The 17,497-nt window shown below is 67.5% G+C and carries 17 protein-coding genes and 4 pseudogenes; 12 read left to right on the forward strand and 9 right to left on the reverse strand.

All coding sequences use genetic code 11. The features are described from left to right. Positions 1-90: 90 nt before the first annotated feature. Entirely contained in the window at positions 91-1,080 is a 990-nt protein-coding gene (locus tag AAF143_RS09795) for an RpoD/SigA family RNA polymerase sigma factor (RefSeq protein WP_255007192.1), read from the forward strand. On the opposite strand, the gene AAF143_RS09800 is transcribed toward AAF143_RS09795, so the two are convergent. Genes AAF143_RS09800 through AAF143_RS09810 form a run of 3 tightly spaced genes read right to left on the reverse strand, consistent with a single transcriptional unit; the run spans position 1,065 to position 6,150 of the window. Next, the gene (locus AAF143_RS09800; RefSeq protein ID WP_255007190.1) at positions 1,065-2,021 is read right to left on the reverse strand and encodes a M48 family metallopeptidase; all 957 of its coding nucleotides are present in this window, start codon (positions 2,019-2,021) and stop codon (positions 1,065-1,067) included. The genes AAF143_RS09795 and AAF143_RS09800 overlap by 16 nt on opposite strands. Next, positions 2,018-5,872, reverse strand: a complete 3,855-nt coding sequence (locus AAF143_RS09805; RefSeq protein ID WP_414026944.1) for a hypothetical protein — start codon at positions 5,870-5,872, stop codon at positions 2,018-2,020. Before AAF143_RS09805 ends, AAF143_RS09800 begins: the two co-directional genes overlap by 4 nt. A gap of 32 nt (positions 5,873-5,904) precedes the next feature. Then, positions 5,905-6,150: a hypothetical protein gene (locus AAF143_RS09810; RefSeq protein ID WP_414026945.1), complete on the reverse strand. Its 246-nt coding sequence runs from the start codon at positions 6,148-6,150 to the stop codon at positions 5,905-5,907. Positions 6,151-6,260: 110 nt separating this feature from the next. Here AAF143_RS09810 and AAF143_RS09815 point away from each other — a divergent pair, with 110 nt between their 5' ends. Beyond that, complete coding sequence (locus tag AAF143_RS09815) at positions 6,261-6,527, forward strand: hypothetical protein (RefSeq protein WP_255007186.1); 267 nt, start codon at positions 6,261-6,263, stop codon at positions 6,525-6,527. Between the two features lie 167 nt (positions 6,528-6,694). After that, positions 6,695-7,393: a hypothetical protein gene (locus AAF143_RS09820; RefSeq protein WP_255007185.1), complete on the forward strand. Its 699-nt coding sequence runs from the start codon at positions 6,695-6,697 to the stop codon at positions 7,391-7,393. Positions 7,394-7,445: 52 nt separating this feature from the next. Here the strand turns inward: AAF143_RS09820 and AAF143_RS09825 are convergent, their stop codons facing one another. From AAF143_RS09825 to AAF143_RS09835, 3 genes and pseudogenes are all read right to left on the reverse strand, one after another. Continuing rightward, the gene (locus AAF143_RS09825; protein WP_255007184.1) at positions 7,446-8,063 is read right to left on the reverse strand and encodes an alpha-ketoglutarate-dependent dioxygenase AlkB family protein; all 618 of its coding nucleotides are present in this window, start codon (positions 8,061-8,063) and stop codon (positions 7,446-7,448) included. 5 nt (positions 8,064-8,068) lie between these two features. Next, positions 8,069-8,556, reverse strand: a pseudogene (locus AAF143_RS09830) (hypothetical protein). 12 nt (positions 8,557-8,568) lie between these two features. Next, positions 8,569-10,231: pseudogene (locus AAF143_RS09835) on the reverse strand (ABC1 kinase family protein). A 259-nt stretch (positions 10,232-10,490) separates the two neighbouring features. Here AAF143_RS09835 and AAF143_RS09840 point away from each other — a divergent pair. From AAF143_RS09840 to AAF143_RS09860, 5 genes and pseudogenes are all read left to right on the forward strand, one after another. After that, complete coding sequence (locus AAF143_RS09840) at positions 10,491-10,799, forward strand: hypothetical protein (RefSeq protein ID WP_414026946.1); 309 nt, start codon at positions 10,491-10,493, stop codon at positions 10,797-10,799. A gap of 19 nt (positions 10,800-10,818) precedes the next feature. Further along, positions 10,819-11,730, forward strand: a complete 912-nt coding sequence (locus AAF143_RS09845; RefSeq protein ID WP_414026947.1) for a hypothetical protein — start codon at positions 10,819-10,821, stop codon at positions 11,728-11,730. A 29-nt stretch (positions 11,731-11,759) separates the two neighbouring features. Continuing rightward, entirely contained in the window at positions 11,760-12,191 is a 432-nt protein-coding gene (gene cbiT, locus AAF143_RS09850; protein ID WP_414026948.1) for a precorrin-6Y C5,15-methyltransferase (decarboxylating) subunit CbiT, read from the forward strand. Continuing rightward, positions 12,188-12,367: a hypothetical protein gene (locus AAF143_RS09855; RefSeq protein WP_414026949.1), complete on the forward strand. Its 180-nt coding sequence runs from the start codon at positions 12,188-12,190 to the stop codon at positions 12,365-12,367. The genes cbiT and AAF143_RS09855 overlap by 4 nt, the downstream gene beginning before the upstream one ends. Before the next feature lie 26 nt (positions 12,368-12,393). Then, positions 12,394-13,279 (forward strand): annotated as a pseudogene (locus tag AAF143_RS09860) (phosphatidate cytidylyltransferase). A gap of 111 nt (positions 13,280-13,390) precedes the next feature. On the opposite strand, the gene AAF143_RS09865 reads toward AAF143_RS09860, so the two are convergent. Next, positions 13,391-13,996, reverse strand: a complete 606-nt coding sequence (locus AAF143_RS09865) for a hypothetical protein (RefSeq protein ID WP_414026950.1) — start codon at positions 13,994-13,996, stop codon at positions 13,391-13,393. Between the two features lie 73 nt (positions 13,997-14,069). Here AAF143_RS09865 and AAF143_RS09870 point away from each other — a divergent pair, with 73 nt between their 5' ends. The 4 genes from AAF143_RS09870 (at position 14,070) to AAF143_RS09885 (ending at position 15,849) form a co-directional block, all read left to right on the forward strand. Next, the gene (locus AAF143_RS09870) at positions 14,070-14,432 is read left to right on the forward strand and encodes a UPF0175 family protein (protein WP_255007179.1); all 363 of its coding nucleotides are present in this window, start codon (positions 14,070-14,072) and stop codon (positions 14,430-14,432) included. After that, the gene (locus tag AAF143_RS09875) at positions 14,396-14,911 is read left to right on the forward strand and encodes a DUF3368 domain-containing protein (protein WP_261358858.1); all 516 of its coding nucleotides are present in this window, start codon (positions 14,396-14,398) and stop codon (positions 14,909-14,911) included. The genes AAF143_RS09870 and AAF143_RS09875 overlap by 37 nt, the downstream gene beginning before the upstream one ends. 480 nt (positions 14,912-15,391) lie before the next feature. Further along, positions 15,392-15,640, forward strand: a complete 249-nt coding sequence (locus tag AAF143_RS09880) for a type II toxin-antitoxin system HicB family antitoxin (protein ID WP_414026951.1) — start codon at positions 15,392-15,394, stop codon at positions 15,638-15,640. Continuing rightward, positions 15,637-15,849 (forward strand): type II toxin-antitoxin system HicA family toxin, encoded by a 213-nt coding sequence (locus AAF143_RS09885; RefSeq protein WP_255007176.1) that lies wholly within the window; start codon positions 15,637-15,639, stop codon positions 15,847-15,849. Before AAF143_RS09880 ends, AAF143_RS09885 begins: the two co-directional genes overlap by 4 nt. 149 nt (positions 15,850-15,998) lie before the next feature. On the opposite strand, the gene AAF143_RS09890 is transcribed toward AAF143_RS09885, so the two are convergent. Both AAF143_RS09890 and AAF143_RS09895 read right to left on the reverse strand, forming a co-directional pair. Next, positions 15,999-16,640 (reverse strand): DUF2993 domain-containing protein, encoded by a 642-nt coding sequence (locus AAF143_RS09890; RefSeq protein ID WP_255007175.1) that lies wholly within the window; start codon positions 16,638-16,640, stop codon positions 15,999-16,001. Then, a pseudogene (locus tag AAF143_RS09895) lies at positions 16,637-17,319 on the reverse strand (alpha/beta fold hydrolase). Before AAF143_RS09895 ends, AAF143_RS09890 begins: the two are co-directional and overlap by 4 nt. Between the last annotated feature and the right edge of the window lie 178 nt (positions 17,320-17,497).

Below are 17,497 nucleotides of genomic sequence, written 5' to 3' on the forward strand. Positions count from 1 at the left end.
TGACGGGCGGCACAGGCGGGCCCGATGTTCGGATTTGCTTCGGGATTGGTGATAAGTTACGAAACCACAAGGGTTCCTTACTCCCAACCCATGCCTTCCATCCCCATTGCCTCGGCCGATGGCACATCCACCCTGGGCGGTGGCACGGACCTGGTCCGCTCCTACCTGCGCGACATCGGTCGCGTGCCCCTGCTCAGCCATGAGCAGGAGATCACCATCGGCCGCCAGGTGCAGGAGCTGATGGCGCTCGAGGAGGTTGTCGAGGAGCTGGAGATGCGCCAGGGCGCCAAGCCCTCCGAGGCCGAATGGGCCGCCGCCGCCCAGCTGGAGCTTCCCGTGCTCAAGCGCAAGCTGGCCAATGGCCGCCGCGCCAAGGAGCGCATGGTTGCCGCCAACCTGCGGCTGGTGGTGAGTGTGGCCAAGAAGTACACCAACCGGAACATGGAGCTGCTGGATCTGATCCAGGAGGGCACCATCGGCCTGGTGCGTGGCGTCGAGAAGTTCGATCCCACCCGCGGCTACAAGTTCTCCACCTACGCCTACTGGTGGATTCGCCAGGGAATCACCCGGGCGATCGCCGAGAAGAGCCGCACGATCCGGCTGCCGATCCACATCACCGAAACCCTCAACAAGCTCAAGAAAGGTCAGCGCGAGCTGAGCCAGGAGCTGGGCCGCACCCCCACCGTCAGTGAGCTGGCCGTGGCCGTGGAGCTGCCCGAAGAAGAAGTCAAGGATCTGCTCTGCCGCGCCCGAGCGCCCGTGAGCCTGGAGATGAAGGTGGGCGATGGCGATGACACCGAGCTGCTGGATCTGCTCCAGGGCGACGCCCAACTGCCCGAGCAGGCGGTCGACAGCGCCTGCCTGCGGGGCGACATGCGCACCCTGCTGGAGCAGCTGCCCGAAATCCAGGGCCGGGTGCTGAAGATGCGCTACGGCATCGATGTGGAGGAGCCGATGAGCCTCACCTCGATCGCCCGCACCCTGGGCATGAGTCGCGACAAGACCCGCAACCTCGAGCGTCGTGGGCTGGAGGCGATTCGCGCCCGTTCGCGCCAGCTGGAGGGCTATCTGGTGGCTTGAGGGGCTGGCGGTGTCAACCGCGCTCCGTGCCATTCCGCCCCCAGATCAAGGGCGCTCAAGGCCCGTCGCCCGCGCAGGTTTCGGCGGCCCCAGTAGCGGCGTTCTGCCGGATGGCCCCGCCACCAGGCCTCGGCAGCCTGGCTGAACTCCGCCTGGCGGATCGCCAGGGGCGGATGGGAGCTGATGTAATCCCGCAGCAGATCAGCGTGGTCGTCGGCACGGCTGGATTGTGAGCCCTCGGAGCGTTCGAGGGAAGCGAAGCTGGCCCCGCTGCCCCGGGGGTCGTAGGGGCTGTAGCGCAGCAGGGTGAAGGCGTAGACGTCGGCTTCGTGCTCGGCGGCCTTGCTGTAGTTGTGCTGGACGAGGATCCCAAGGGCCAGATCAGCCAGTTGCCCCAGCGTTTCACTGCCCCGCTTGCGGGCCAGCAACTGGAAGCGCACGGTGTCAAAACAGTGGCCCAGTTCGATGTGGCCGGCCTCGTGGGCCAACACGCTCACCAGCTCCGCCTCGGAGCCAAGGGTGTTCAGCAACCCTCTGTTGACCAGGATCACACCGCCCGGAAGCGCCATGGCGTTGGCGGACTCCGACGGAATCACATAGGCGCGGTAGGGGAAGGGCTTCCTGGCATGGGACCGGATCAGCGGCATCAGGGCATCCAGGTAGGCCTGGTCTGGGTCGGAGACCTTGACCTGGTAGGCATAGCGCTCCCGGAAGGTGTCCCCCAGATCCCGTTCCTCCAACGAGCCGATCGGCATCCCCCGGCTGGCCAGCCGGTCGGCCAGTTTCAACGGCGTGCCCAGCAACTGGAAGGGGGTGGCCAGGGAGGAGGTCAAGGGGCTACCGGGACGCGCCTGCATCAACAGCGCGATCAGTCCAGCACCGCCGGCGAGCAGCAACACCAGCAGGACTGTGCGCAGGGGAACGTGGCGCTCGGATGTCATTCGAAGCGGGCGCGAAAGCGGTTGTAGATCGCATTCATCGCCAGCATCAGCAGGCCCACGCCGATGAATACGATCCCCCGCAGGCCCAGATCCACCTGGGCCAGATCGATCGACATCAGGCGCAACAGGCAGATCCCCAGCCCCACCAGGGCGATGGTGCGAAAGCTGTTCTCCCTCAGCAGGGCACTGAGCACGTAGAGCGCGAACGCCTCAACGGCCCAGAGCAGGGTGTGCAGGGAGGGGTCGTAGCGCAGGTAGAGGTAGTAGGCCACGGCGGCGAACATCGGGTAGTAGAGCCAGTGGTTGCGGTGGGCCGCCACCCGGCGACCCACCCAAGCCAGCAGCGGGCCCCCGCCGGGTTGTCGCAACTCCTGGAGGTCCAGGCTGCGGTGGGAGACGACGATGAACGTCATCTGCAGGCCAATGGCGACCAGGGCGAGCTGATGGGGTTGCTCGTACCAGAGCGGCGACGGGGTCTCCAGGCTGCTGAGCATGGCCACCACCGTGGCGACCGCCACCCAGTAGAGGATCACCGCATAGACCTTCACCCGGGTGGCGAACAGGCGTCGGCAGGGATCACTCACCAGCACCAGGGCCAGCAACGACCAGGCCACCGGCCGCCACAGCGCCTCCACCTCGCCCAGGATCGTGACCACGACCCCCACCAGGACCACCTCCAGAAACCAGGGGTGCACCGCCTGCCAGAGCGGTTGCTCCCGCAGGCGCTCCCTGGGCGAGAAGAACCACCAGTAAAGGGCCACCGCCAGGGCCAATAGCTCGATCAGCAGCCGGATCGGCAGGGTGAACGGCCCGGCGCTCACCAGGGCCGGGCTCTGGCTGATCACCAGCAGGTACGACCCGGCGAAGGCCAGCAGGTAGAGCAGGCCCAGCACCAAGGCATGGGTGGCCATTGAGCGCCTCAGCCGATCGGAGCTCTCCAGGGCCACCAGGGAGAGCAGCAGCCAGACCACACCGGGGATCAACGGAGAGATCGGCTCAAACAACAGATAAGCCGCCAGGCCCAGGTCGAGACCGAGCAGGTCGAGGCCCAACAGGCGCACCGCCCCGGGACCGCCGCTGCCGATGGTGACGAGTGCCAGGGCGGTGAGTGGCAGCAGGTGGCCCAGCAGGGGGGCCGTGGCCCAGGGTTGCTCAAGCAGCAGCGCTCCCCAGGCGACGGCATGGGTGAGGGCAACGGCAACGGCGGTGCCCACCAGCAAGCCATCCGGCCGCAGGCAGCGGGCGATCAGCAACAGGGCGCCCAGGGCCAGCACTGCCTCCAGCTCACGGCCAGCGGCGGGGGTGCCGACCACCACGGCGGTCAGCACCAGGGCCGGGCTGATCCAGCCCATCAAGGCCGGCAAGGGTTGGCGAAGGTCGAATCGAGGCATCAACACCTGCACCAGGGTGGTGAAGCCGGCCCAGGCCACCAGCAGTCCCGCCAGGGCTGGTCCTGAGGCGGTTTCAGGCCAGCTTGCGGTTCTCTCCAATGCGGCGCCCACCAGGGCGCCGAGGATCAGGATCACCGCCGTGCCGTTGAGCAGAGCCCAACCGACAGCACTGACCAGCGGCTCCCGTTTCATTGCCAGCAGCAGCAGGGCCAGGGTGGTGAGCGGCAGCAGGTGGCCCAGCAGCGGCAGGGGCGACCAGGGCAGCTGCTGCAGCTGAGCACCCCAACTGAGCACATGGAGGGCGACGGCCGCCGCGGCGAGGCTGCCCATCAGGGCCTCCGGCCGCCAGCGGCGGGCGATCAGCAGCAGACCACCGATCGCCAGCAGGCCCTCCAGTTCACGGCCCCCTTCGGGGGTGCAGAGGCCGGCGGCCACGAACACCAGCACCGCGCTCAGGCCACCCATCAACGGAGGCAAGGGCTGACGAACGGCAAAGCGACGCATCAACAACTGCACCAGGGTGGTGAAGGCGGCCCAGGCCACGAGGACACCCCCGTTGAGCGCCAGGCCTCCAGGACCGCCCTGGGTGGTGGTGCTCAACACGGTGCCGATGATCAGCACCACGCCGGTGCCGTTGAACAGAGCCCAGCCGATGCCACTGACCACGGTCTCCCGGCGCATCGCCAGGGCGAGCAGGGCCAGGCCAGTGAGGGGCAGGAGGTGGGGCAGGTACGTCGGCGCTGACCACCCCTGGGCATAGAGGGTCACACCCCCATGGCTGCCGGGAGCCAACAGCTGCAGCCCATGGATCCAGCCGACGCCATGGGCTGCGACCGCGGCCGCCGTGGCTCCTGCCAGCACTCCGTCGGGTCGCCAGCGGCGGCCCGCCAGCAGCAGGGCTCCGATCACCGCCAGGGCCAGCAGCTCCCGGCTGGGCTCCGGCGGGCAGACCATGGCGCCCACGAAGGCCAATGCTCCGGCAAGCCAACCCAGCAGCGCTGGCAGGGGGAGCTTCACGAGCCTGAGGCTGAGCTGCCGTTGCACCGCAGTGAGCAGGGCGCTAGCACCGATCAGCACACCGCCGTTCTGCCAGAGCAGGGCCGGCGCTCCACCGGACACCCCCGCCTCCACCCCGGCCAGCACCAGCAGCAGGGCGATCAGGTTCACCAGCCCCCAGCCGAGGCGCCGAATCGTGGAGTCGTTCTCCACAACACCCAGGCGCAGGAACAGGAGGGTCTCCACCAGCAGGACCATCAGCAGCAAGGGGCCGTTGGCGATCAGGGGGTGGAGGCTGATCACCGCCCCCATGGCCAAGGACTGGGCGATCAGGGTGTCGTTCAGCTGCAGCCAGCCCAGCTGGCCCTGGCGCGCCCGTCGGGCCAGCAGTGCCGCCACCAGCGCCGCCAGGGCCAGGGCCCCAGCGCGGCTGGCGGCCTGCTGGGGGTAGATCAGCAGAGCCAGGGCCAGGGCGCCCCAGTTGCTGAGCTGCAGGGCCAGGGGCAACGGCGCCAGCGACGCGGCGCTCCCCTCACTCCGGCTGAGCAACCGGCGGTGCTGCAGCAGCGCCCCGCCCCCGAACACCAGCAGGGCCGCCAGGGCTCCGCGCAGGCGCAGGTCGCCGCTGGCCTGGAGCGCCTCGGCGCAGCGCAGGAACCAGGCGCCGTGGAAGGCGGCATAGGCCAGGGTGACCACCAGGAGATGGGGATCCCAGGGGCGGCGCAGGGGCAGGATCAAGCCCACCAGGGCCACCAGGCTGGCGATCAGCAGCGTTTCAGCGGCCAGTGCCGGCTGGTTGTCCAGCACGATCATCAAGGGCACCAGGCCCAGCACCACGTGCAACGAAGCGATCGTCTGGGTGCGGGCGACACCGGCCAGGGCGAGGTTGACCCCCACCCCCAGGCTCAGCAGCGCCAGCCCCTGGCGGGGATTCTGCAGCCACTGGAGACCGAGGCCCGGCAGCCCACCACCCGCCGCACAGGCGAACAGGAACAGGGCGGCCCCGCCGCTGCGCATCCAGTGGGTGAGGTTGCGCCAGGGGAGCCGATGCCCAAGGACTAAGGAAGGAGCCGCCAGGGCGGCCGCTGCCGCCACGGTCATCCAGAAGCGCTGGAAGGGGCCCAGTCGCAGGGCGACGTTGATGACCACGAAGGTGACCCCGGCCACCACCACCAGCACACCGAGGATGCCGGTCCAGTTCTCGATGAACAGGCGCTCAATCCGGCGCCAGAGCAGTTGCAGGGCGCTGGGTTCCGCCGGCGCCGGCGGAGGCGGGGCTGGTGGCAGCGGAGCTGGGGGAAGCGGGGCTGGGGGAAGCGGTGGACGCCGGACGGCAGGGCGGCGGGACGGGGAGCGCTCCGGTTCGGGCGCCTGGGGGGCACGAACCGAACCCTGCTGATGGGGCGCCCTGGGACTGGACGGCGGCGGCGGGGTACTGCCCAGCCGCTCGGCGCTCTCATGCAAGGAATCCGATCGAACCTCCCGTGGTTCGGCTGTCAGGGAGGGCGGCGCCGGCTCTGGGAGGGGGACGGGGATCGCCGCTCTGCCCGCTCGTCTTGGCGGCGCTCCAGGTCGATCAACCGCAGATCGATGCCCTGCAACTGAAGGGCCAGCTCCGCCAGGCGGACCTCCAGGTGCTTGAAGTGGTGCAACAGCTCCCGGGTGCGCCGGCGTCCTTCTGACGCGCCACTCACCAGAACGATGGCCACGACGATCACCAGCAGAATCAGGACTCCGCCCATGGAGACCAGTCAGTGGAACTGCCTTCTTCCTAGTCAGCGGCCCATGGAGCCTCCGCTGACTGTCATGGTTCGTCGCCCGGGCTAGATCTGAGTGGTGTGGATCGATCGCGATGACCTTCTTCGAGGTGCTCTGGGAGGGCGACAGCTTCAGCGATGCGGCGGATCTCGATGAGGCCCTGGCCTGCTATCTGGTGGTGAAGCCCGAGGGTTTGGCCTGGAGCGAGGTCTGTAGCAACCCCACCTATGCCCCGAGCATCCGGCGCTACAGCTCCTTCGATTCCTACCTCGACAACGACGACGCCCTCGAGGTGATCGAGGTCACGGCCGCCATGCTCGAAGCGGCCGAGGCCCAGGCGGTCCAGGCGCCGCCGGAATAGGACCCACGGCCTGATCGCGACACTCTGATGGGGAGTGACAGGGAAAGCTCTATCTCCCTGCGTTTTGTAGTCTTACCAGGCCGGCGTATGTCCAAGCGTCATTCGCTCGTGGGTGTGCTCCGTCTGCGCTCTCAAGCAAGGATTCTTGATTTCCTGTCGTTTCGACTATGCCTGATCTCTCAATTTACGAAGCTAAATGGCAAGAGAAATGCGAAGAGCACATCAACGCTTTTGGCGACATGCTGTTGGTGTGGCGCCAGTCCAACGGTTGGAGCAGCCAAACGCTTCAGGATTGGGCCCATAACTGCCCAGAGCTGCTGCCGATCAAACTTCTCAACTCGGTGCTGACTGGCCTTGAGTTGAAGCTCAACAAGAACACGGATACGAGCACATTTCAGGCCCTTGGGATGGCCAACGTGGCCCTTTCTGAGGACTTTCGAGGCGCGATCCGCGATCGAGTCCTGCACGAGCGGATCTACAACGCCAAACCGATCTGCCATCAAAACGGAAAACCGTGGACGCCGGGAGACTTTTTCCGAGCCTTCATTGGCGAGTTGGCCATCCCCGAGGCGTACAAGCCGAGCCTGCTGGATCCCGACGACGACGTGCTGGCCATGGAGGCTGAGGAAGCCCGAGGCCGATTTCATGCCCTGCGCAAGGCCGAGGGGCTGATGCCGGTTGCGGGATTCATGCGACTGATGCGGCCCACGCCAAGTACCGAGCTGTCGATCCGTGAGCGCATTGAATCCGTTCTCCTGGGCGAAGACAGCTTTGCTGAGCGTGATGCCGGCGCCATCCTGCTCTGCGAGCGACTGCTGGGGTCGTGGGAACGGGAACTGGAAGCGGACGGATCTGGGAAAAATTGAATCAAGCGATCTGCGCTTTCATGTTGAGACTTCCTCCATCGCGGAGGCAGCCTCAACCGCTCACCACCCGAAAGGTGAGATTGATCCGCTCCTCCTTGATCTTCAGGCGGGCCGGCAGGGCGTGCAGCCAGTGGCGCTGGGTGGGGGGATCCATCACCAGCAGATCGCCATGGCCCAGTTCCTGGCTGATCGGGGCGTGGGCTAATCGTTCGGGGCGTTTCGGCTTGAGCCGGAAGCTGCGCGTAGCCCCCAGGCTCAGCGAGGCGATCGGCGCGCTGGCCTCCAGCTCCGGCTCATCGTCGGCGTGCCAGCCCATGCGCTCGCCCCCATGGCGGTAGCGGTTGAGCAGCAGGGAATTGAAGCGGCAGCCCAGCAGCGCCCCGAGCTGCTCTCGCACGGCCTCCAAGGGCGGACTCCAGGGCTCGGGCTGATTGAGCAGGCCGCTGTAGGTGTAGTGGCAACCGGGATCGGCCACCCAGCAGGTGAGGCGGGGCAGGGGATGGCTGCGGCCAAACAGGCTGATCGCCTCCTGGCGCCAGGGCACCTCCGCGAGCAGCTGGAACAGCAGTCGATCGGCGCCCGGGGGGCCACCATCGAGCCAGCCGGGCCAGAAGCGCAGGGCCAGCCCCTCGGCGCAGGTCCGCTGGGGTCGCTGGGGTAAGCCGACCAAGGGCCCTAGAAGAACTGATCGAAGTTGTCGAAATCCACGGCCTTGAAGGTGCCCGCGTCCACCTGGGCCATCAGGCGGGCGAGCTGCACCCAGAGTCCGCCGGCGGTGAGCAACGAGAGCAGCAGCGCCACCAGCAGCGCCGTGGCACCGCCAAAGCCAAACACCTGCAGGATGCCGCCGATGAACAGGGTGATGCCCAGCACGATGCCGATCGCAGGAGCCACCGTTTCGATGCGCGCCAGCGGCAGCAACGTCAAGCGGTCCTGCTTCCAGCCCTCCAGCCGGTTCTGGATCACCTTGGCGAAGGTGAGCCCGCAGAGCACCCCGACCGCCAACCCGAAGATCGCCACCGCGTAGGGGGATCGCTGTAGTAGGGCACGTACTCCAGCAGGATCTCCTGGGCGTCGAGATCGCCGAACATTCCGCTGGCCGCATCGCTGGCCGCTTCGCTGAGGGTGATCGGGTCGGGGAACAAAGTGGTGGCCAGGGGCATGGGGCTGTGACCTTAGGCCGCCGCCTCGAGGGCGCCGGCGAGGGGATTGAGCCGCGCCAGCATCCCGCCCGCCAGCTTGCGCACCGAGAAGGTGCGCCCAAGCAGAGCCAGCAGGCCCTGGAGGTCATCGGTCTGGAGCCGGTTGTCGCGCACCAGGTTGAGCAGCAGCCGCTGACGCAGGCTGCTGCCCTGGGGCCCCAGCAGCAGCCGCAGGCCAGCACCGGCCACGGGCAGCAGATCGCCGTAGCCTTCGCCGTCGTTGGCCTCCACCACGGTCAGCAGGCTTTCGAGCCGCTGCAGCTGCAGGCGGCCATGGCGATCGAACAGCACCTCCATCAGCTTCTCGCGCAGTTCGGCGGTGTCGCCGGCCAGCAGACGCCGGGCGACGTAGGGGTAGGCCACGCCAATGATCCGGAAGGCGGGATCCAGCCTCAGCGCCAGCCCCTCCTGGCTCACCACCGCCCGGATGATCAGGGCGAAGCGCGCCGGCACCCGAAACGGGTAATCGAACATCAGTTCGGAGAAGCGATCCGTGATCGCCTTGAAGTTGAAGCTGCCCACGTTCTCTCCGAGCTGGCCGCCCAGCACGGTCTCCAGGGCGGGCACGATCGGGGTCAGATCGGTGCTGGGGTTGAGGAACCCCAGGGCGACGAAATCCCCGGCCAGGGCCTGGAAATCGCGGTTGATCAGGTGCACCACCGCGCCGGTGAGGGTGAGCCGGTCAAAGTCGCTGATCGAGTCCATCATCCCGAAATCCACATAGGCCACATGGCCCAGGTTTCCGGTCTTGCCCGGCAGGGCGAACAGGTTGCCGGGGTGGGGATCGGCATGGAAGTATCCGAACTCCAGCAATTGCTGCAGCCCGGCCATCACGCCAGTGCGGATCAGCGCCGTGGGATCGAGGTGCTCGGCTTCGAGGGTTCGGCGCTCCTGGAGCTTGGTGCCGTTGATCCACTGGGTGGTGAGCACGCGGCGGGCGGAGAGCAGCCGCTCCACCCGGGGCACGAACACCGTGGGGTTGTGCTCGAACAGGGCCGCAAAGCGCTCGGCGTTGTCGGCCTCAAGGCGGTAGTCGATCTCCTCGAAAAGGGTGCGACCGAACTCATCGATGATCTCCCCCAGCCCGAAGCCCAGGTTGAGCGGAAGCAGCGGCGCGCTGAGCACTGCCAGCAGCCGGATGATCGCCAGGTCCCGACGCAGGATCTGGGGCAGGTTCGGCCGCTGCACCTTCACCGCCACCCAATGGCCGCTGCCCAGGCGCACCTTGTAGACCTGCCCGAGGCTGGCGGCGGCCACCGGCGCCTGGGGGAACACATCGAACAGTTGATCGGCCGGGGCCCCCAGCTCCTCCTGGATCACCGCCAGGGCAATGGCGTGGGGGAAGGGGGAGATTGTCCTGCAACTGGGTGAGCTGGTCGAGCCAGTCCCGTCGCACCAGATCAGGCCGGGTGGAAAGGGCCTGGCCCACCTTGATGAAACAGGGGCCCAGGTTGGTGAGGGTGGTGAGGATCTTCTGGCCCAGCCGGCGCTGCACGGCGGCGTCGCTGCTGGAGCCCTGGATCAGCAGGGCCAGTGCCAGGGCGGCCAGCTGGCTGAGCACCTGGAGCAGGCGTCCGATGAGCACCCAGGGGCGAAGCAGGAGCCAGCGCAGGTCACCCTTGGGGTCGTAGCGCAGGGGAAGGGCGGCGTCGGCGATGGCGTGGTTCTCCCGGGACCTTGGTCGTGTCTGCAGACTCTAGGAACACCTTCCGGGGAGCCATGGGCCTGCTGAATGCCCTGCGCCTGGCCCGGGCCGACCTCGCCCTGCACCTGCCGGCCCATGGCCGGGGCCGGGGCCTGGCGCCCGATCTGAAGCGGCTGCTGCGCCAGCCCCCGGCTCCTGGGACCTGCCGGAACTGCCCAGCATCGGCGGGCCCCTGGAGCACGACGGCGCGGTGGCCGAAAGCCAGGCCGCCGCGGCCAAGCTGCTCGGGGCCCAGCGCTGCTGGTTCGGGGTCAATGGCGCCAGCGGGCTCTTGCAGGTGGCGCTGCTCGGGCTCTGCCCGCCCGGCTCGCGGGTGCTGCTGCCCCGCAACCTGCACCGCTCGTTGCTGCACGGCTGCGTGCTCGCTCAGCTCCGCCCGGTGCTCTTCGATCTGCCCTTCGATCCGGCCACCGGCCTCTGGCTGCCCCCCGATGCCGCCCACCTGGAGCGGGTGCTGCAGGCGGCGGGGGAGCTGGCGGGGGGAACTGGCAAAAGGTGAGCTGGCAGCAGTGGTGCTGGTGAACCCCACCTATCAGGGGCTGGCGGCCGATCTGCCCCCGCTGGTGGAGCTGGTGCACCGACGCGGTCTGCCGCTGCTGGTGGATGAGGCCCACGGCGCCCACTTCGGTCTCGATCCCTTGCTGCCGCAGGGGGCCCTGGCCAGCGGCGCCGATCTGGTGGTGCAGTCGCTGCAGAAGGCCGCCGGCGGCCTGGCCCAGAGCGCCGTGCTGCTGCTGGGCCCAGGCGCCTCCGCCAGGGTGGACCCGGCGGCTGTGGAACGGGCGCTGCTCTGGCTGCAGACCTCCAGCCCCAGCGCCCTGCTGCTGGCCTCCTGCGAAGCGGCCCTGGCGCATTTGCACGGCCCCGACGGCCGGCGGCGGCTGGGGCGCTCGCTGGAGCTGGGTCTGCGGCTGCGCGCGGCCCTGGAACGCCAGGGGCTGCCCGTTGTGGCCAACGACGATCCCCTGCGGCTGGTACTGCACGCAGCGGCCCTGGGGATCCAAGGCCTCGACGCCGACCAGTGGCTGCTGGAACGCGGCGTGATCGCCGAACTGCCCGAACCGGGCTGCCTCACCTTCTGCCTGGGGCTGCGCCCCCAGCCGGCTGATCCCCCGGTTGGGGAAGCAGCTCAAGCAGTTGGGGCGAGAACTCGGGGGCACCCCCTGCCCGCCTTCTCGGCGCCACCGCTGCCCCTGGTGGCCGAACCGGAGCTGGCCCCCGCCGTGGCCTGGCGAGCCCGGGCCGAGCCGGTGCCCCTGGCGCAGGCCGCCGGACGGCTGGCGGCGGAGCCGCTCTGCCCCTACCCACCCGGCATTCCCCTGCTGATCCCCGGTGAGCGGATCGACGCCGAGCGCGCCGATTGGCTGCGGCGTCAGCGGGCACTCTGGCCCGGCCAGATCGCTGATACGGTGAGCGTCCTGGCGGATTGAGCACGCCCATGCAAGCAGCTGCTGGGGGCGTGCCCGTCGAACCCTTCCAGTGGGATTTCGTCACCCCCGGGGTGCCGGACAGCAGCTTCGAGGACGCCCCAGGCTTCAGCCCTACGCCGCTTGAACTGCGGGTGATGCTGCTGGCCCACCTGCGCCCCAGGGCCCAGTCGCTGGTGTGGGACGTGGGGGGCGGCACCGGCGCCCTGGCCCTGGAAATCGCCCGGCTGATGCCCGCCGGAGCCGTGCACACCCTGGAGCGAGACCCCGAAGCGATCGAGCTGCTCAAGCGCAACCGCCGCCGCTTCGGCATCAGCAACCTGCACATCCACGAGGGTCAGGCCCCGAGCGATCTGAACAGGCTGCCCGCCAACCCCGACCGGGTGCTGCTGGAGGTGGGGCGTCCCCTGGCGGATGTGCTGAACGCCGTCTGGCAGGCGCTGCAGCCGGGGGCCGGCTGGTGATCAGCACCACGAGCCTGGAGGGGCTGGTGGATGCCACCGACACCCTGGGCCAGTTGCAGGCCCATGACGTGCAGGTGGTGCAGGCCACCGTGCACCGCATGCAGCGACGGGGCAGCCAAGCCAGGCTGGCGGCGGCCGAACCCCTGTTCCTGATCGCCGCCGAACGCCCCCTTTGAGCCCGCTGATCCCCGCCGATCCCCCTCTGCCGGGACCGCGCCAGCGCACCTCCCTCCCCCGGGTGGTGAGTGGTCTGGCGGCAGGCGGTTTCGGTCTGGTGGTGGTGAGTCTGGGGAGTTGGTGGTTCACCCTGGCGGTGTGCGTGCTGGTTCACCTGGGCCTGCTGGAGTTCTTCCGCCTGGCGCAGTTCAAGGGGATCCGGCCCGCCACCAAGACCACCCTGGTGCTCTGCCAGGTGCTGCTGCTGGCCACCCAGGCCGCCAGCGGCGGCGGCGAGCGCGCCACCGAACTGGCGGCGGCGGTGCTGCCGGTGTCGGGGGCGGCGATCTGCGGCTGGCTGCTGCTGCAGCCGGTCACCGGCACGATCGCCGACATCGCCGCCTCGATCTTCGGGCTCTTCTACCTGGGCTTTCTGCCCAGCCACTGGCTCAAGCTGCGCGACCTCACAGGCGAAGCCCTGGCCCCCCATCTGGTGGGCGCCCCCTGGCCCCTGGGCCCGGGCATGGCCTTCACCCTGCTGGCCTGCCTGCTGATCGTCGCCACCGACATCGGCTCCTACGTGATCGGGCGCCGGCTCGGGCGCCATCCGCTCTCGCCGATCTCCCCGGGCAAAACGGTTGAGGGGGCCCTGGGGGGATGGGCTGTGCCGTGCTGACCGGCGCGATCGGCGGCGTGCTGCTGGGTTGGCCCTGGGGGGATGGGCCCTGGGGGGCCTGCTGGGCGGTGTGGTGGCGGTGTTCGCCCTCGTGGGCGACCTGACCGAATCGATGATGAAACGGGATGCGGGCGTGAAGGATTCAGGCGATGCCATCCCCGGCCACGGGGGTATCCTCGATCGCATCGACAGCTACCTGTTCACACCGGCGGTGGTCTTTTATTTCGTCACGCTGCTGGTGCCACTGGTTTCTTGAAGAAGACTGTCCTGAGTAGAACGTTTCTGGGCGAAGCTGAGGGAGCAAACCTTTTCGATGAGGGCTCCCTGAAAACGTGACACAGGAGCCAGACCAGTGAAACGAAGTAACTCAATAAACCCAACAATTGATCGGCAGGGTGAAGGTTGCCACAAACTTTCTCATCTCAAGGCAGCTTTTCTCCGTCGCAAGTCGCAACGAAATGGCTGGCACAGGCCCATCCAGCGATTGACAGCCACATTGGCAATCAGGTTGTTTCGCAGTCATTGGATTGATGGTCCGGCAGCCGCCATCGCGCAGCACCAACAGATCGGCGATGAACAGAAATACCCCCAGATCGGTGCCGCGTCCATCCACATCACCGATCACCGCCTGCAGGGTGTGAGGCAGCGCGTCACGGAAAAAGCCGGTGGGCCGGGCGTTCTCGATCCGGTTGCGGTATGAGGAGTCCGGCTCCTTGACGCCAGGGGGCAGGTAGACCGAGCGGCGACTGGTGCCGTCGGGAGCATCGAGCAGGTTCCAGCAGTCGAAAGCCAGCTGCAGCCGATCCCGCAGTCCACGCAAGGTGTTGTGTTCGCGCCAGGGCTCCAGCAGCGGGGCGCCCTTGGCGGCGGCGCGGGCTTGCTGCTCGTTCGGAGATAGCGGCAGCCACTTGTTGCGGGATCGGCTGCGACTCCTGGAGGCCAAAGGCTTGGTGCTGCTTTTGGCTATTGCCACCAGTGGGCAAACCTCCTCCCTTCTCAATCGCCCTTAGGATCATCCCATCAGATCATCCCTGGAGGGATGGGCTATGCATGCCGTCAGCGTCAGCGGCCTCAAGAACAATCCGGCCGAGGCCCTGCGCCAGTCCAAGCAGGGCATGGTCGTCGTGCTCAACAGGGACCATCCCGATGCGGTGTTGATGGGCCTCGATCAGGACGGACTGCTGCAGGCACCGGGCGTGCGGCCCGCGCTGGCCACGGCCCTGTTCCGCGATGGTGAGCTGTCCCTGGCCCGCGCCGCCCGGGTCGCCGAGATGGACACGGCCGCCTTCATCTCCCACCTCTCACGGCTGGGGATTCCGGTGATCCGGCTGACGGAAGCCGAAGCCAACGCCGACCTTGACACCCTGGAGCAATGGCTGCAGTCGTCATCAGCGACGCCAGCCCTCTGATCGGCCTCGCCCGTGTGAACGGGATCGGCTGGCTGAAGGAGCTGTTCGGGGAGGTCCTCATCCCAGAAGTGGTCGCCGCTGAGGTCATCACCGGAGGCTTCCCTGCGGAAGAAGCGCGCATCACCGCTGCGTTGGAGGCTGGCTGGCTGCAGATTGCTGGTCCCATTCCAGACGGGCCTGACCTGCCGGATCTCGATGAGGGAGAAGCGGCCAGCATTCGCCTGGCCCTGGCGCATCCGGGCCCGGCGCTGCTGCTGATCGACGAGCGCTCAGGGCGGGCCGTGGCCCAGGGCTTGGGGCTGTCGATGGCAGGTACAGCCGCGGTCATCGGCATGGCCCGAGCGCGCCATTTGATCCCGTCAGCTCGGGCCGTGTTGTCCCAACTGCATGGCAGTGATTTCAGGATCGCTCCGGAAGTGATTCATGCCGTGCTGAAACGCTGCGGCGAGAGCAGCCCTGAAACTGCACAGGAGACCTGAGGGAGGCCTGGGCTACAGCGCTCAGGCCAGCACAGCGGAATGGATTGACAACGCCACGGGATGCCTCAAGGCTGTTCTCCAATGACTTGAAGTGGCGCTACCCGCTTTCCCCTCGTCAACTGCAGGGCAGCCAGGACATCCACACGATCAGGGAACTTCTGCACCATCAAAACGTGAGCACGACCATGATCTATATCAATGTTCTCAATCGTGGGCCGTTTGTGTCCGCAACCCGGCAGACATTGTGTGGCGTCATGAACAAGTGGTTCTCGCACCCGAGAATCACGGCCAAGCCTATGGAGAAGGGTCTAAAAGCCTCTAATTCAACTGGGTTCTTGCTGTGAGCCCGATGCCCTTGAGACGCGGTTCTCAGAAAGGGGTGCTCTCTCAGCGGTGGTTCACAGAAACCATCCAATAACAACTTAGCCGAATCTCTGGGAAGGGCGCCGGGCTGAGCGGAGGAACAGGATGCGCTCTAGCTTGGAATATTGCTACAATGGCATCAATAGGGAGCTACAAATGAATTTCACTTTGGAGTGCGAAGAAGAAGTAGACGGTCGTTGGATCGCCGAGGTGCCCGAGCTGCCTGGAGTTCTTGCATACGGGAGTTCCTCTGCTGATGCAATGTCAAAAGCTGAGGTCTTAGCCCTTCGTGTAATCGCTGATCGGCTTGAAAATGGCGACTCCGAGCCAGTCAGCATCCAGTTTTCCCTTCCACTCTCTGCATGAGTCATTGGCCGTCAGCTAAAGCCAAGAAAGTATTAGCAGCCCTGCTGTCCATTGGATGGGGAGTTAAGCGTCAGTCAGGATCTCACAAGACCCTTGAACACGCAGGCTATCCGGACTATGTCTTTGCATTCCATGATGGCGAGGAGATTGGCCCCAGGATGCTGTCTCGAATTGCCAAGAACACCGGTCTCAAACCAAGTGATCTTTGATGCAGGCAGTAATCGACTAACAATGCCATTCTCCTGAGCCGCCCCCTGATGATCTTTGTTGAACTTCCTGGCTCTCGTCGGCCAGCGGAACCGCATGGTGGAGCTGTCGCGCTTGGAACAAAGATCTAGAACCGGCTCTCCTTATGCATTCAGGGCAACACCCTCGCCTCGCCCTCCAGCTCGAGGTTGCCCTTGCTCAAGCGGGCTTCATCGATGCGAATCGATGGATCCATGGGCAGGCGTGCCACCGCACTCCCCTCGATCGCTCTGATTTCGACGCTGCCTTTCACCGCCTGGGTCATGGCGCAGATCTCGCTGGGTGGTGACCCTTCGCCCGCAACCACCGCAAGGACCAGCACCTCGTCGGCGATGCGCAGGCTCCCCAGGGGCGAACGCCCCAACAACTGCTCCGCCAGCAGGTCCCCCAGCCACCCCCAGGGTGGGCTGGTGAGCGAGCGGTTCAGACCTTCGCCGCTGAAGGCCACGGCGCCCCTGATCTGGAACGATTCCTCCAGCTGCAAGCCCTGGCCCTTGAGCAGGCCGCCCATCTGCACGCGGATCGCGGTGCTGGTGAGCTCCACCCGCTCGAACATCAACTGCTGGTAGACGACCCCCTGGGCCACCACACTCACCCCCTCCAGGCGACCGCGCAGGAGTTGGAGGGCGCTGCCGTGGAGCTGCAGCTCGAGCGCATCGACGGCCTGGCACTGCTGGCGGATCCAGAGCTGCAGGCCGCTGGCCAGCAGCTGCAACGCAGGGCTGGGGCGGGAGTTGTCATGGCCAGTGCTCATGGCTGTTCAGCAGCCCACGCCCAGGCCTCGGCCACCCGCTGGGGCTGATCGAGATGGGGCAGGTGGCCGCAATCCTCCAGCTCCCGCAGGCGCTCCCCCAGCAAGGCCTGGGCGGCGCGCTTCTGGGCCGGCCGCAGGATGCGATCGTTGGCGCCCCAGAGCACCTGCAGGGGCTGGGGGGCAGGGGATCACCGCAGCCGGCGAAGCCGCCGCTGCGGGCGAAGCGGCCCAGGGCCATCCCCCAGCCGGGCACCGCCAGGGGCAACGAGGCGATCTGCTCCTCGGCGGGGCCCACGCTGCTGGCGGGGTCGGCGAAGGCGGTGCGCACTAGGCCCCGGCGCACGCCGGGAAGGGCGAGAAAGCGCACCCCCAACAGATCCAGCAAGGGCGGCAGCGGCATCGGCCGGCCGGTGAGCCCGGCGGGGGCCAGCAGCAGCAGCCGTTCGATGCGCTCGGGCTGCCGACGGGCCAGCTCCACCGCCACCGATCCGCCCATGGAGGCGCCGATCAGACCCATTGGGTCCGGGGAGATCCGCTCGGCGATGGCCGCCAGCAGGGCCTCCAGGTGAGCCAGCACCCCGGCCGGGTTGTAGGAACCCTCGCTGGGCCGGGGGCAGAAACCGAAGCCGTAGAGGTCGGGGATCACCAGGGTGAAACGGGCCGAGAGCAGGGGCGCCAGGCGCCGGAACTCCAGCAGCGAGCTGTCGAAGCCATGGAGCAGCAGCAGGGGCGGCCCCTGGCCGAGCAGCGCCACCGGCCAGCGACCCTCCAGCCCCGCCAGCTCCCACCACTGCACCGCGGCGGCCAGGTCCCGCCCCTGGGGGTCGATCAGGCTGCGGGCAGCCTCGGCCAGCAGC

It is taken from the genome of Cyanobium sp. ATX-6F1 (genome assembly GCF_047395825.1).
Classification (GTDB): domain Bacteria; phylum Cyanobacteriota; class Cyanobacteriia; order PCC-6307; family Cyanobiaceae; genus ATX-6F1.

Bases quoted from the DNA above. Each gene is read 5' to 3' on its own strand.
- AAF143_RS09795 (WP_255007192.1), top strand. From the start codon at position 91: ATGCCTTCCATCCCCATTGCCTCGGCCGATGGCACATCCACCCTGGGC.
- AAF143_RS09800 (WP_255007190.1), bottom strand. From the start codon at position 2,021: ATGACATCCGAGCGCCACGTTCCCCTGCGCACAGTCCTGCTGGTGTTG.
- AAF143_RS09810 (WP_414026945.1), bottom strand. From the start codon at position 6,150: ATGGGCGGAGTCCTGATTCTGCTGGTGATCGTCGTGGCCATCGTTCTG.
- AAF143_RS09815 (WP_255007186.1), top strand. From the start codon at position 6,261: ATGACCTTCTTCGAGGTGCTCTGGGAGGGCGACAGCTTCAGCGATGCG.
- AAF143_RS09820 (WP_255007185.1), top strand. From the start codon at position 6,695: ATGCCTGATCTCTCAATTTACGAAGCTAAATGGCAAGAGAAATGCGAA.
- AAF143_RS09870 (WP_255007179.1), top strand. From the start codon at position 14,070: ATGCATGCCGTCAGCGTCAGCGGCCTCAAGAACAATCCGGCCGAGGCC.
- AAF143_RS09875 (WP_261358858.1), top strand. From the start codon at position 14,396: ATGGCTGCAGTCGTCATCAGCGACGCCAGCCCTCTGATCGGCCTCGCC.
- AAF143_RS09885 (WP_255007176.1), top strand. From the start codon at position 15,637: ATGAGTCATTGGCCGTCAGCTAAAGCCAAGAAAGTATTAGCAGCCCTG.
- AAF143_RS09890 (WP_255007175.1), bottom strand. From the start codon at position 16,640: ATGAGCACTGGCCATGACAACTCCCGCCCCAGCCCTGCGTTGCAGCTG.